At 68.5% G+C, this 13783-nt stretch carries 8 protein-coding genes; 5 read left to right on the forward strand and 3 right to left on the reverse strand.

The genetic code is table 11. From position 1 onward, the window contains the following. Positions 1 to 13 precede the first annotated feature (13 nt). The 3 genes from AC07OY_RS28815 to glk all read right to left on the reverse strand — a co-directional run bounded on the left by AC07OY_RS28815 (position 14) and on the right by glk (position 5842). A complete protein-coding gene (locus tag AC07OY_RS28815) occupies positions 14 to 1537 on the reverse strand; it encodes a tryptophan halogenase family protein (RefSeq protein ID WP_495046048.1) in 1524 nt (507 codons plus the stop codon). 73 nt (positions 1538 to 1610) lie between these two features. Continuing rightward, on the reverse strand, positions 1611 to 4382 hold the full coding sequence (locus tag AC07OY_RS28820) for a TonB-dependent receptor (protein WP_495046049.1): 2772 nt from the start codon (positions 4380 to 4382) through the stop codon (positions 1611 to 1613). 467 nt (positions 4383 to 4849) lie between these two features. After that, positions 4850 to 5842: a glucokinase gene (glk, locus tag AC07OY_RS28825; protein ID WP_495046050.1), complete on the reverse strand. Its 993-nt coding sequence runs from the start codon at positions 5840 to 5842 to the stop codon at positions 4850 to 4852. Between the two features lie 348 nt (positions 5843 to 6190). Between glk and AC07OY_RS28830 the strand changes: the two genes are divergently transcribed. The 5 genes from AC07OY_RS28830 (at position 6191) to AC07OY_RS28850 (ending at position 13781) form a co-directional block, all read left to right on the forward strand. After that, positions 6191 to 8104: a glucokinase gene (locus AC07OY_RS28830; RefSeq protein WP_495046051.1), complete on the forward strand. Its 1914-nt coding sequence runs from the start codon at positions 6191 to 6193 to the stop codon at positions 8102 to 8104. A gap of 144 nt (positions 8105 to 8248) precedes the next feature. Beyond that, positions 8249 to 9403 carry an efflux RND transporter periplasmic adaptor subunit gene (locus AC07OY_RS28835; RefSeq protein ID WP_495046052.1) on the forward strand — a complete coding sequence of 385 codons (1155 nt, stop codon included), beginning with the start codon at positions 8249 to 8251 and terminating at the stop codon, positions 9401 to 9403. A gap of 625 nt (positions 9404 to 10028) precedes the next feature. Then, positions 10029 to 12056, forward strand: a complete 2028-nt coding sequence (locus AC07OY_RS28840) for an ATP-binding cassette domain-containing protein (RefSeq protein WP_495046053.1) — start codon at positions 10029 to 10031, stop codon at positions 12054 to 12056. 7 nt (positions 12057 to 12063) lie between these two features. Continuing rightward, complete coding sequence (locus AC07OY_RS28845; protein ID WP_495046054.1) at positions 12064 to 13446, forward strand: TolC family protein; 1383 nt, start codon at positions 12064 to 12066, stop codon at positions 13444 to 13446. Further along, complete coding sequence (locus AC07OY_RS28850) at positions 13443 to 13781, forward strand: low molecular weight protein tyrosine phosphatase family protein (RefSeq protein WP_495046055.1); 339 nt, start codon at positions 13443 to 13445, stop codon at positions 13779 to 13781. The genes AC07OY_RS28845 and AC07OY_RS28850 overlap by 4 nt, the downstream gene beginning before the upstream one ends. Positions 13782 to 13783: the final 2 nt, after the last annotated feature.

Below are 13783 nucleotides of genomic sequence, written 5' to 3' on the forward strand. Positions count from 1 at the left end.
TTTCCCTGTGGGTTCACATCGGCTTGGCCGCGCAGTTCTGGGCGATGTAGGCGGCATGGTCGGGCATGACGTCCACGCATTTGGCGATGACGTCACGCACGCTTTCCAGGTAATCCCGGGTGTCCTGCTCGCTCTGCAGGCCGGCCAGCGGGTGGTGGCGCTGCGGCACCAGGTTCTGCCCCTCCATGACCTGCACCCAGCCCACCTCGCTGAACAGCTCGTTGTCGCGGCGGATGACGCGGCCGTGGCTGCGGAACAGGTCCAGCTTCTCCTGCAGCGTGTCGGGAACGGCCATGCGGGCGCAGTCCTGCCAGAACGCCGAGTCCTCGCGCTGGTTCAGGTGGTAGTGCAGGATGACGAAGTCGCGGATGCGCTCGAAGTGGAAGCGGCTGTGGCGGTTGAACTCGGCGATGTCGGTCGCATCGAAGCCGCGGTCGGGGAAGAAGTCGATGAGCTGCTGGATGGCCGACTGGATCAGGTGGATGGACGTCGACTCCAGCGGCTCCAGGAAACCGCTGGCCAGGCCGATGGCAATGACGTTCTCGTTCCAGGCGCGCTTGCGCATGCCGGTCTTGAAGCGGATGGGGCGCGGGTCGGCCAGAGGCTTGCCGTCCAGGTTGGCGAGCAGCGTCGCCGCCGCCTCGTCGTCGCTGATGTGGGCGCTGCTGTAGACATGGCCATTGCCGATGCGGTGCTGCAGCGGGATGCGCCACTGCCAGCCGGCGCGGTGGGCGGTGGCGCGCGTATAGGGCGTCAGCGGTGCAACCGACTCGCAGGGCACGGCCAGCGCGCGGTCGCAGGGCAGCCAGTGCGTCCAGTCCTCGAAGCCGGTCTGCAGCGTCTGCTCGATCAACAGGCCGCGAAAGCCCGAGCAGTCGATGAAGAGATCGCCCTCGATGCGCTCGCCGCTCTCCAGCACGATGGCGTCGACATGGCCGGCCGGACCTGCATCAGCGCCCTCGCCGCGCCGCGTGGCGTGGGTGATCTTGCCCTCCGTGCGCTGCACGCCCCGCGACTCGCTGAGCTTGCGCAGATAGCGCGCATACAGGCTGGCGTCGAAGTGGTAGGCGTAGGTGATGTCCGCCAGCGGCGAGTTGCCGAGGTCGGTGCGCGCCGGCATGAACTTGTTGGCCTTGGCCGCCATGCGCGTGATGGAGTAGTTTTCCAGCGCATGGGCCTTGCCCTGGGCGCGCATGCGCTGCCAGTACTGGTCGAAGGGCACGGTCCAGAGGTCCTGTCCCAGCCGGCCGAAGCCGTGCATGTAGCGGTCGCCCAGCTTGCCCCAATTCACGAACTCGATGCCCAGCTTGAAGCTGCCCTGGGTCTCGCGCATGAATTCGTTCTCATCGATGCCGACCAGGCGGTTGAAGCGCTGGATCATCGGGATGGTCGCTTCGCCGACGCCGACGATGCCGATCTCGTCGGACTCGACGACGCGGATGCTGTAGCGCCCGCGCAGCACGGTGGCCAGCGCGGTGGCCGTCATCCAGCCGGCGGTGCCGCCGCCGACGATGACGATGCGATCGATCTGATGCATGGGGAAAAACGACTCGCGGATGAAAAAAGCCCCCGCCACCTTACGCTGGCGAGGGCCGCTCGGGACAGGCGGATTACAGCTTGTAGTTCAGACCGAACAGATAGGTCTTGCCGTACTTGGTGTTTTCGCGGATGTCGCTCGGGCCGTTGGCGTAGCGGATGAAGGGCTCGTCCGTCACGTTGTTGATCTGGAAGATGAACGACAGGCCCTTGAACATGCCGCGCTGCATCTCGTAGCCCAGCTGCACGTCGGTGACGGTATCGCCCTTGACGAAGGTGAACTGCTTGTCACCCGTGAAGCTGCTGACTTCACCGATGAAGTCGCTGCGCTTGCGAGCCGCCACGCGGGCCGAGAAGCCGTACTTGTCGTAGTAGAGCGTCAGGTTGCTGACGTTCTTGGACAGGCCGGGCAGCGGGATGTTGACCGAGGTGATCCCGTCAACAGTCACGCCGCCGATCAGCAGCTTGACCGAGCTGTCGGTGTAGCTGTGGTTGGCCTGCAAACCGAAGCCATCCAGCGGCGCCCACAGCATGTTGAAAGGCAGCGAAGCCGACAGTTCCAGACCCTGCAGCTTGCCGCCGCTGCCGTTCAGCGGCATGGTCAGCGCGCCGATGTTGCTCGGCAGCTTCTTGGTCGACGGCGTGATGTAGGACGTGAAGTCGAACGGCACCGACTGGCGCAGCACATAGGTGCGCAGGTCCTTGTAGAAGCCTGCGACGCCCACATAGGCCTTGTTGCCGAAGTACTTTTCGTAGGCGATGTCGAAGGCGTTGGCACGCGTGGGCTTCAGCGCGGGGTTGCCGGCGTCGCCCGTGTAGATCTCGCGCTGGACGCCGTTCTCGTTGAAGGTGCTGACGCTCAGGCCGAGGCTGGCGCGCATCTCGTTGAGGTTGGCGCGGGCCATCACACGGGAGACACCCAGGCGCACGATCTGGTCGGAGCTGAGTTCGAAGTTCAGGTTCAGGCTGGGCAGGATGTCGGTGTAGTTGGCACCGCCCTTGCTCTCCAGGGCCGGGCAGTTCTGGTCGCTCGGGCAATTGCCGCGGTCGACGTTGAAGCCGGTGGAGTTCTGCTTGGTGCCGACGACCTGCAGGCCGACGTTGCCGCGTACGGGCATGCCCCACAGCTCGGTTTCGATGTCGGCCTTGCCGAAGGCCGTCGTCAGCTTCTCCTGAACCTTCCAGTCCTTGTTGTAGATGTCCGGGTGCAGCTTGGGCGCCACCTGGTAGACAGAGCCGATGGCGCTCGTCGGGTCGAAGGTGGCGAAGGAGATGCCACCCAGGGTCAGCGTGCCGCTGCCGGGCATGGCGGCCGAAGCCAGGCCGTTGGCGCCGCCGGCGATGACCAGGCGGCCTTCGATGTAGGCACGCGTCTTTTCACGCTCGGTGTAGTTGGCGCCGAACTGGTAGCCCGAGAACCAGGCGTTGTCCTTCAGTGCCTTGTGCAGCACGACCTTGCCGGAGTTCAGCTCGTCATTGACGTTGGGCAGCTTGGAGTAGCCCGCCTGCGGCGAGTTGATGCCACCGCCCCAGCCCTGCACGTCGGTCAGCTTGACGATGTTGCGGTCGGTGTAGTTCAGGCCCGGCGTGAAGACGCGGCCGTCGGTGAACTGCAGCGTGTCGAACTGCGCGGAGTTGAGGGCAGACTGCGCCGTGCCGGCGGTGGTTTCGAGGATCTGGCCACGACGCTTGGCGGTCGAGCGGTTCAGATCGGCTTCCAGCATCCAGTCTTCGCCAAACTTCAGCTTGTTGTTCCAGCCGAAGGACGACAGGCGGTCCTTCAGGTCCTCGGCGTCATTGCGGATGACGGCGCGCACGTTGTTGAACGTGCCCTGGGTGACGTTGCTGCCGCTCAGCGTCGCGCTGGTCAGCGTGCCGGGCTTGTCATAGCCATTGCCGGCGGGGTCCAGCCAGGAGTCGTTCAGCGGCGCCTGGAAGCCCTTGGTGCTCTTGACCTGGTCGAACTTGGAGTAGTACAGGTCGACCGAGCTTTCGAAGTTGGCGTTGGGCTTGAACTGCAGCACGGCCATCGCGCCATCGCGCGTCTGCTTGGTCTGGTCGGCAAAGAGGCCGAAGCCGTTGTAGGGCACGTTCACGGTCTGGCCGTTGAACGATGCCGTGCCGCCGCCCCAGGAGTCGAAGCGCTCGGTCTGGCCGGTGGTCTCGTCCAGGCGGGCAAAGCCCAGTGCAATGCCGATGGTGCGGTCAGCGAAGTTGTCGATGTAGGAAACGCTGGCGCGGAAGCCGTCGCCCTCGCTGACCGTGCCGACGCCCAGGCGCTGCTGGCGGTAGTTGACGGCAGCCTGGCGCTCCTTGAACGCAAGCGGGCGGGCCGTCTGCATGTTGAAGGTGCCGGACAGGCCGTGGCCCACCAGGGCCGCGTCGGGCGACTTGTAGATGTCGACCTTGCTGATCAGCTCGCCAGGAAACTGGTCGAACTCGACGCCGCGGCTGTCGCCGGTGGTGACCTGCTCACGGCCGTTCAGCAGCGTGGCGGCGTAGTCGGGCGCCATACCGCGGATGCTGATCTGCGAAGCGCGGCCGCGCGTGCGCTGGGCGGCGATGCCGGGCAGGCGGGCGATGGATTCGGCGATGCTGGTGTCGGGCAGCTTGCCGATGTCTTCCGCCGAGATCGACTCGATGATCGAGTTCGAATTCTTCTTCGTGACGATGGCGTCTTCGATGCCCTTGCGGATACCCGTCACGACGACGGTGTCCAGCGTCTGGGGTGTGGCGGCTTGTTGCGCCAGCGCGCCCGTCGCGGCGATCAGCAGCGTGCAGCCGACGGCGACTGGACTGATGCGGAAGGACACGGCGCCCCCGCGCTTGTCTTGGCTCATGGTCATGGGATGTCTCCTCTGGTTCATTGGAAAACGGCAGGGCCCGGAAGTCCGCCACCGGGGCCGCCGGCGTGCGTCTTGGGGCGAGAACCTTGTGTCTCGAACAGGTTTGTATCAAAACTAGATTTTTTTCCGCACCTGCGTAAACCCTAGACGTTGCGAAGAAGCGACCTGATTTCGACCAAAAACCACGGGTAAACCAGCATGGAATTGATAATTCCGGCCGATCGACTCGTTTGACAACCCAGTCATAACTCCAATCTTGTAGCGCAACTACAGCATCAACTTAGGGGTTAACAACAGGGTCGGCAGGCGTGAGGAAATGCGCAAGACGCGCCCGCCGACGCCGCTGCGCGACCCGCTGGTATGCAATGCGCGGGTCGGGCCAGGCGAAGCGACGCCGGCCGCATGAAGCGGCCGGCATGACGAAAGACAGGGGTGGAACCGCTCGCGCGCAGACCGCGCGCGGCGCGTCAGGCCTCGGCCTGCTCCAGCGCCAGCGAGGCGCCCGACAGCGCCGCGAGCGTGTCGGTGATGAGGGCCGTGGGGATGCCCGCCAGGAAGGACTGGAAGCGACCCTTGGCCTCGAAGCGGGCGCGGAACTCCGACTGGAAGAAGCGTTCGCCCAGGCGCGGCACGATGCCGCCGCCGATGAAGACGCCACCGCGCGAACCCAGCGTCAGCGCAACGCTGCCGGCGAAGCCGCCCAGCATGGCGCAGAAGACGTCCAGCGTGCGCGAACAGGCCGGCGACTCGCCCGACAGGCCGCGAGCCACGATCTGCTCGGTCGGCAGGGCACTGACATCCTCGCCCTCACCCAGGGCGGCCGCCACACAGCGGCACAGCACCGGCAGGCCGATGCCGGACAGGAAGCGTTCGGCCGACACATGCGGAAACTCACGGCGCGCCTGGCTCAGCACGGCGCTCTCGAAATCGTCGGCCGGGGCCAGCGTGGCATGGCCGCCCTCGCCCGGCAGCGCCAGCCAGCGGCCCGGCGCACGCACGACGCCGCCCACACCCAGGCCCGTGCCGGGGCCGATGACGGCCATGACGGTGCCCACCGCCACATCGCCCGTCGCCGGCGGCGGCGCGCCCCAGGGCCGCAACTGATCGGCCCGCAGCCGCGGCAGCGACAAGGCCTGGGCCTCGAAGTCGTTCAGGCAGAGCAGCGTCTTCAGGCCCAGTTCGGCCTGCGTGCCCGAGCGCGAAAAGCTCCAGGCGCCGTTGGTCAATTCGATATGGTCGCCATCCAGGGCCGTCGCCAGCGCGAAGGCCGCGCTCTGCGGCCTGGCCGCGCCGGCGGGCCGCCCCTCCAGATAGGCACGCACGGCGGCCGCGGGACCGGCGTTGCCGGCGACCGAAAGCACACGCACATCCTCGACCGCCGCACCGGGGCCGGTCACGGTGCCGAAACGCGCATTGGTGCCACCGACATCGGCCACCAGCCAGGGATAGGCCGCCGTCATGCTGCAACTCCCGAAACGAGGAAGGACAAGCTGCGGAGTTTCAGGAGTCGGGCGTGGACAGACACAGGGTTCAAAAGGGTGAAATGACGGGCGCGGCGGACGGTAGCAAAACTACATCAAATCAACAATAGAAGCCCACCCTGGGTTTCTGCTTTCCAGCGCGAAAACGCTTTCAAAACTGAAGAACCGGGCCATCGCCCTGGGGAAACTCGATTGCCCGGGGGCTGTAGTGAAGCTACAACCCCTGGCAGCCCGAGTATCAGAATCCCCTCCCGAGGCGCCACCGGCGGGCCGCCCGCGCGCCTGCTGATAATCGCCCGTCTTTCCTTCAGGATCGCTTCAGCGCCCATGCCCCGTTTCGACAGCCCCCGCCTGCTTGCCGATATTGGCGGCACCTATGCCCGCTTCGCGCTGGAAATCGGCCCGGGCGAATTCACGCAGATGGCGTCCCTGCGCTGCGCCGACCACGCCGATTTCCACGCCGCCGTGCGCGCCTATCTGCAGGGCCTGAGCTGGCAGGACATGGGCGGCCCTCAGCAGATCGCCCATGCCGCCATCGCCATCGCCAACCCGGTGGAGGGCGACCGGGTGCGCATGACCAACTACCACTGGCAGTTCTCCATCGACGAGATGCGCCAGCGCCTGAGCCTGGACACCCTGGTCGTCGTCAACGACTTCACCGCCCTGGCCATGGCCCTGCCCCGCCTGGCCGAGGTGGACGTGCACCAGGTCGGCGGCGGCCAGGCGCGCCGGCCGAGCGTCATCGGCCTGCTCGGCGCCGGCACCGGCCTGGGTGTCTCGGGCCTCATCCCGGCCGGCGAGGGCTGGATTGCTCTCGGCACCGAGGGCGGCCACGTCAATTTCGGCCCGCGCGACGAGCGCGAGATGGACATCCTGAAGTTCGCCTGGAAGACGCTGGACCATGTCTCCTACGAGCGCCTGATCTCCGGCCCCGGCCTGGAGCTGATCTACAAGGCCCTGGCCGACCGCAACGGCGTGGCCGACGTTGAGCCGCTGCTCGCACCGGCCATCACCCAGAGCGCTCTGGAGGACGGCGACAAGCTCTGCCTGGAGACGCTGGAGGTCTTCTGCGGCCTGCTCGGCACGGCCGCCGCCAACCTGGCCGTGACGCTCGGTTCGCTGGGCGGCATCTATATCGGCGGCGGCATCGTGCCGCGCCTGGGCGAGTATTTCGACCGCAGCCCTTTTCGCGCCCGCTTCGAGGACAAGGGCCGCTTCCACGACTATGTGGCAGCCATCCCGACCTTCGTCATCACCGCCGAGCACGCCACCTTCAAGGGCGCCTCGGCCATTCTCGAGAACCAGCTGCGCAACCTGCAGGCCTCGCCCGGCTCGGCCATCCTCGGCCAGATCCGCCGCGCCCGCAGCGAGCTGTCGCCGGCCGAGCTGCGCGTGGCCGACCTGGTGCTGGCCCAGCCGCGCTCGGTGCTGAACGACCCCATCGCCGAGATCGCCCGCGCCGCGGGCGTCAGCCAGCCCACCGTCATCCGCTTCTGCCGGTCGCTCGGCTGCGAGGGCCTGTCCGACTTCAAGCTGCGCCTGGCCTCGGGCCTGACCGGCACCGTGCCGGTCACCCACACCCAGGTCAACACGAACGACTCCATGCTGGAGCTGGGCGCCAAGGTGCTGGGCAACACGGCCAGCGCCATCCTGCAGGTGCGCAGCCACCTGAACCGCGACACCATCGACCGCGCCATCGACATGCTGCTGGCCGCCAGCCGCATCGAGTTCTTCGCGCTGGGCCATTACGGCGTCGTCGCGCAGGACGCGCAGTTCAAGTTCCTGCGCTTCGGCATGCCCTGCGGCGCCTACACCGACCCGCGACTGCAGCTGCTCGCCGCCGACGTGCTGCGCGAGGGCGACGTGGCCGTCGTCATCAGCAGCGGCGGCCGCCTGCCCGAGCTGATCTCCGTCGTCGAGAAGGCCCAGGAGCGCGGCGCCAAGGTCGTGGCCATCACGGCCAGCCAGAGCCCGCTGGCCAAGAAGGCCGACGTGACGCTGATCGTCGACCACATCGAGGACATCGCCACCCACCTGCCCATGGTCAGCCGCATCCTGCACCTGCTGGTCATCGACATCCTGGCCGTCGGCGTGGCCATGCGCCGCAACCCCGACAGCATCGCCGCGCTGACGGCCGGCGCCGAGGACGACGACGCCAAGCCGGTGCGCGGGGCCGCCACGGCGGCACCGGGCGTCAGCATGGCCTCGCCGCTGGCGCGGCTGACGTCGCACAGCCGCTGAAGCGCAAGCCCTGACCCCGTGACTTCCGCCAGCGCGGGCAACATTCACCACGATGCTTGAGGCGCCCGGGCTGGCGCCGTTCGACTGATACGCTAGCGCCGCGTTTGGCAGAGGGCCAGCAAGGCCTGTGGTCCTGGGAGGGGCATGAAGAAGGATTCGTTTGTGAAGCGCTGGCGCGTGCGCCTGGCCGTTGTCGCCGTGCTCGCCATCGGCGGCGCCACCTGGTGGTTCACCCGCACGCCGCCCGCGCCCCCCGCGCCGCCCAGCGGCGTTGTCGCCCTCGCCGACATCACCCAGGCCGTGCAGGCGGCCGGCGTGCTGCAGGCCAAGACCAAGGTCGACGTCGGCGCCCAGGTCAGCGGCCAGGTGCAGACCCTCCACATCGAGCTGGGCCAGCAGGTCAAGAAGGGCGACCTGCTCGTCAGCCTCGATCCCGAGCTGGCGCGCAGCGACGTGGCGCAAGCCGAAGCCGCCGTGGCCCAGGCCAGCGCCTCCATCGACAGCCGCAAGGTCGACGCCGACGCCGCCCGCCGCGAACTCAAGCGCCAGCAGCGCCTGCTGGCTGGCCAGGCCACCTCGGGCAATGAGGCCGAGAAGGCCGAGATCGAACTCGCCAAGATCGAAGCCGACCTGCGCGGCCAGGCCGCGAATCTCACGCGCCTGCAGGCCGAGCTGGACAAGCGCAAGGTCAACCTCTCCTACACCCGCATCACGGCGCCCATGAACGGCACCGTCGTCAACCTGCCGGTGCAGGTGGGCCAGACGCTGATCTCGGTGCAGATCACGCCCGTCATCCTGACCCTGGCCGATCTCGACACCATCACCGTGCGCACCAAGGTGCCCGAGGCCGACATCCAGGCCATCAAGGTCGGCCAGGTGGCGCGCTTCTCCACGCTGTCGGGCGAAGGCAAGCGCTACGAAGGCAAGGTGCGCGTCATCCAGCCCGTGCCGGAACGCGCCGGCAATGCCGTCTTCTACAACGTGCTCTTCGAGGTCGACAACCGCGAGCGGACGCTGTTCAGCGACATGACGGTGCAGGTCGATATCGAGACCGGCTCGGCCAAGCAGGTGCTGGCCATGCCCGTCGTCGCCCTGGGCGAGCGCGGCAAGGACGGCCGCTACACGGTGACGGCGCTGGACGCCGCCAACAAGCAGACGCCGCGCCAGGTCAAGGTCGGCCTGCAGGATGGTGCCAAGGTGCAGGTGCTGGACGGCCTGAAGGCCGGCGAGAAGGTGCTGCTGGCACCGCCGAGTGCGGCGGATGCGGCGGCGTCCGCGGCCAGCGCAGCGAGCAGCTGATGAAGGGGCTTTCTCCTGGCTTCGGCTTTGTGCCCAAGCCCAGCCGGGATTTCGTCCCGGCGGCCGACTCACTTTCTTGGGCGCCCAAGAAAGTAAGCAAAGAAACCGCCCCTGAAAAACCGCCCGGCCAAGCCGGGTGCCCTGCGATGCTCGAAGACCGAGGCCCGCGCAAAACTCCCGCCGCTACGCTCTGGTCAAACAGTTGCGCGGAGTCAGTTCTTGAAGCGCGCAAGCGCGCGCCTCGGTCTCCTGCGCTTCTCGGCGGTTTAAAAGGGGAGCACCCCAACAGCCGAGCAGCCAACAGCCAAACCCACCAGCCGTTCGGTGGATGTATTTCTCTTCCCCCCTCTGAGCCCGCCGAGAAGCGCAGGGCCTTGAGCCCGCGAGCGCAGCTCGCCTCAACAACTGACTCGCGACGCCTGTTTGAGCAGAGCGTAGCGGCGCGAGTTCGTCGCGCGGGCTCAAGGCTCGAGCATCGCAGGGGACCCCTCGCTTTGCGAGGGGTGGGCGGATCGGGGGTGGCTTCTTTGGTTACTTTCTTGGGCGCCCAAGAAAGTGACTCGCCCGCGGGGGCGAACTCCCCGCTGGGCCTGGCCGACAACCCACCCCCACCGGAGGCCACCCCATGCCTCTGATCGAACTCAAAGACGTCGCCCGCCACTACCAGCTCGGCGAAATCGACGTCCCCGCCCTCGACGGCGTCAGCCTCAATATCGAGGCCGGCGAGTTCGTCGCCATCATGGGCCAGTCGGGTTCGGGCAAGAGCACGCTGATGAATGTGCTGGGCTGCCTGGACAACCCCACCAGCGGCAGCTTCGTCATCGACGGCCACGATGCCAGCACCCTGGGTGCCGACGAACTCGCCGCCCTGCGCCGCGAACGCTTCGGCTTCATCTTCCAGCGCTACCACCTGCTGCCCCATCTGGACGCGCGAGCCAACGCCGCGCTGCCCGCCGTCTATGCGGGCGTGGGCACCGGACCGCGCGGCGAGCGTGCCCGCGCGCTGCTGGAGCGCCTGGGCCTGGGCGACCGCCTGCACCACCGGCCCAACGAGCTGTCGGGCGGCCAGCAGCAGCGCGTGTCGATTGCCCGCGCGCTGATGAACGGCGGCCAGATCATCCTGGCCGACGAGCCCACCGGCGCGCTGGACTCGGCCTCGGGCGCCGAGATGCTGCGCCTGCTGGAAGAGCTGAACCAGCGCGGCCACACCATCATCCTGGTCACCCACGATGCCGCCGTCGCCGCCCATGCGCGCCGCGTCATCGAGCTGAAGGACGGCAAGATCGTCGCCGACAACGGCACGCCGGCCGGCCACCGGCCGCCCGCCGAACTGCCCAGCGACGCACCGCCGGTGAAGGAAGGCGGCAGGCTGCGCCGCCTGCAGGTGCAATGGCGCGAAGCCGTCGCCACCGCCCTGCTGGCGCTGAAGGGCAACCGCCTGCGCACGGCCCTGTCCATGCTCGGCATCAGCATCGGCATCGCCTCCGTCGTCAGCATCGTCGCGCTGACCACGGCCGCCCGCGACTCCATCGAGACCGACCTCTCCAGCCTGATCTCCGGCCGCATCCCGGTCTGGCGCGGCAACCCCGGCCTGCCCCCGGGCGCCGTGCCCCAGCCCTTCCGGCCGCACGAGATCGATTCGCTGCGCGCCCTGCCCGGCGTCAAGGGCGTCACGCTGAACCGCCAGATGCAGCTGACCGCCCGCCACCAGTCGCGCGACGCCATGCTGGAAGCCATCGGCGGCGACGCCGCCACGCTGAAGGCACGCAAGCTCAAGCTCGTGCAGGGCCGCTACCTGAACGCGATGGACTTCGAGTCGCGCAGCCAGGTCGTCGTGCTGGATGAGAAGTCGCGTGACGCACTGTTCAAGAAGGGTGAGTCGCCCATCGGCAAGCTGGTGTTCGTGAACCCCATGGGCGGCCCGCCGCCCGAGGCCCAGGCCGCACCGATGCCGGGGGCGCCGGCCGCGCCACCGCCCACGGCCGCCCTGCCCTTCACCGTCGTCGGCGTCGTCGCGCCAGAGGGCGGCGCCTTCAGCTTCGGCAGCTGGCTGGGCCAGCTCTACCTGCCCCACACCACCTTCTCGCGCAAGCTCGATGCCCGTCCCGACGTCGACAACTTCGACGTGCTGCTGGACCTGAGCGTGCCACCCCAGCAGGTGCGCGAGCAGATCATCCACCGCCTCAAGGCCCTGCATGGCCGCGAGGACTTCGGCACCTGGAACGGCGAGGAGGAGTTCCGCAAGTTCCAGAGCGTGACCAGCGCGATGGCGGCCTTGTTCGCCGGCGTCGCGGCCATCTCGCTGCTCGTGGGCGGCGTGGGCGTCATGAACATCATGCTGGTGTCGGTGTCCGAGCGCACCCGCGAGATCGGCATCCGCATGGCCGTCGGCGCGCGCCAGGGCGATGTCAGGCTGCAGTTCCTCATCGAGGCCATCGTGCTGTGCTGCCTGGGCGGCCTGGTGGGCGTCTTCCTGAGCTGGCTGGCGGCCCAGGCCGTCAATGCGGCCCAGCAGCATCTGCACGTCGTCATCAGCTGGGCGGCCCTGGGCGTGGCCTTCGCGGTGTCGAGCGGCGTCGGCCTGGTGTTCGGCACCCTGCCGGCACGACGTGCGGCGGCCTTGAGCCCGGTGGACGCCTTGGCGCGCGAGTGAACAAGACATGAAATCCAAACTGACCGCCCTCACCGCCGCCCTGCTGCTCACCGGCTGCGCCCTCGGCCCCACCGCCCAGGCACCGCAAGTCGCCGCCCCCACGGCCTGGAGCCTGAGCGGTGGCGACGTCAAGCCCGACTGGGCCGGCCTGCTCGACCCCCAGCTCGCCGCCCTGCAAGCTCGCGCGCTGGAGGCCAACCGCGACATCGCGCTGGCCGCGCAGCGCTGGAAGCAGGCGCAACTGCTGGCCGAGCAGAGCGAGCTGCGCTGGGTGCCGAGTGCCGGTGTGTCCGCCAACGCCAGCCGGCCCGTCGAAACCCAGAGCAGCACGCGCAATGTCGAGGTGGGCGGCGTCTCCATCCCGGTGACGACCGCCACCGGCTGGAGCCGCAGCTATGGCGCGTCGCTGGGTGTCGGCTACGAGCTCGACCTCTGGAATCGCCTGGCCCAGACCACCGCCGCCCAGCGCGCCCAGGCCGAGGCCGCGCGCACCGACATCGATGCCGCCCGCTTGGCTCTCCGCGGCCAGGTCGCCGAGGCCTACTGGACCCTGGCCGCCCTGCGTGCCCAGCGACCGCTGGCCGAAGCCCAGCTCGCCATCACCCGCGAGACGCTGGAGCTGACCCGCGCCCGCGTGCGCGAGGGCAAGCTGCTGCCCATCGAGCTCGACAAGATCGCCATCACGGTGCAGGCCGCCGAAACCCGCCTGGCCGACCTCGCCGCCGACGGGCTGCTGCAGCGCCAGCGCCTGGCCCTGCTGCTCGACGAGCCCCTGCCCGGCCCTTCGCCGGAGGCCGCCCTGCCCGCCGATGCCCCGCCACGCTGGCGCCTGGCCGAGCCTGCTGACGTACTGGCGCAGCGGCCCGACGTACAGCGCGCCCGTCTCGGCGTGGACGCGGCCCTGGCCCGGCTGCGCGTCAGCGAAGCCGAACGCTATCCGCGCCTGTCCTTCTCCGCGGGCCTCAGCACCGGCGGCACGCGCTCGAGCGACTGGCTGTCGCAGCCCCTGGCCTCCTTCGCCGCCAACCTCGCCGTGCCGCTGATCGACTGGCAGCGCCTGAACCTGCAGCGCGCCGGCGCCCGCAGCGAACTCGACAGCGCCGCCCTCAGCTTGCGCGACACGCTGCAGAAGGCGCTGGCCGACATCGAGACCCAGCGCATCGAGGCCGACCGCACCGCCCAGCAGCTGCAGGCCAATGCCGGCCGGCTGAAGGAGGCCGTCGAGAACGAACGGCTCGCCAAGCTGCGCTATGACGTCGGCGCCATCTCGCGCGCCGACTGGCTGCAGATCCGCAGCACGGTGCTCGACGCCGAGCAGACCCGCATCGGGCTGCGCCTGCAGCAATGGGTCAGGCAGGCAGCGCTGTTCAAGTCCCTCGGCGGTGCATGAAGGACAGGCTCCACGTCCTCTTCATCTGCAGCCGCAACCAGTGGCGCAGCCCGACGGCCGAGCAGGTGTTTCGCCGCCATCCGGCGCTCAACGTGCGCTCGGCCGGCACCAGCGCCAGCGCGCGCAGGCAGGTCGGCCCGGCCGACATCGCCTGGGCCGACGTCATCCTCGTCATGGAGAGCAAGCACCGCTCGCGGCTGATGCAGGACCACGCCGCGTTACTGGCGGGTAAAGAACTGCATGTGCTGGACATCCCGGACGACTATCGCTTCATGGACGCCGAGCTCGTCGAACTGCTGCAGACAGCTGTGCCGCCGCTCCTTCGGCTAGGCTGACG

The sequence above is a fragment of the Roseateles sp. GW821-FHT09H10 genome (genome assembly GCF_059415865.1).

Coding starts and splice junctions, on each gene's coding strand:
- AC07OY_RS28815 (WP_495046048.1), bottom strand. CDS start 1,537: ATGCATCAGATCGATCGCATCGTCATCGTCGGCGGCGGCACCGCCGGC.
- AC07OY_RS28820 (WP_495046049.1), bottom strand. CDS start 4,382: ATGACCATGAGCCAAGACAAGCGCGGGGGCGCCGTGTCCTTCCGCATC.
- glk (WP_495046050.1), bottom strand. CDS start 5,842: ATGACGGCGGCCTATCCCTGGCTGGTGGCCGATGTCGGTGGCACCAAT.
- AC07OY_RS28830 (WP_495046051.1), top strand. CDS start 6,191: ATGCCCCGTTTCGACAGCCCCCGCCTGCTTGCCGATATTGGCGGCACC.
- AC07OY_RS28835 (WP_495046052.1), top strand. CDS start 8,249: ATGAAGAAGGATTCGTTTGTGAAGCGCTGGCGCGTGCGCCTGGCCGTT.
- AC07OY_RS28840 (WP_495046053.1), top strand. CDS start 10,029: ATGCCTCTGATCGAACTCAAAGACGTCGCCCGCCACTACCAGCTCGGC.
- AC07OY_RS28845 (WP_495046054.1), top strand. CDS start 12,064: ATGAAATCCAAACTGACCGCCCTCACCGCCGCCCTGCTGCTCACCGGC.
- AC07OY_RS28850 (WP_495046055.1), top strand. CDS start 13,443: ATGAAGGACAGGCTCCACGTCCTCTTCATCTGCAGCCGCAACCAGTGG.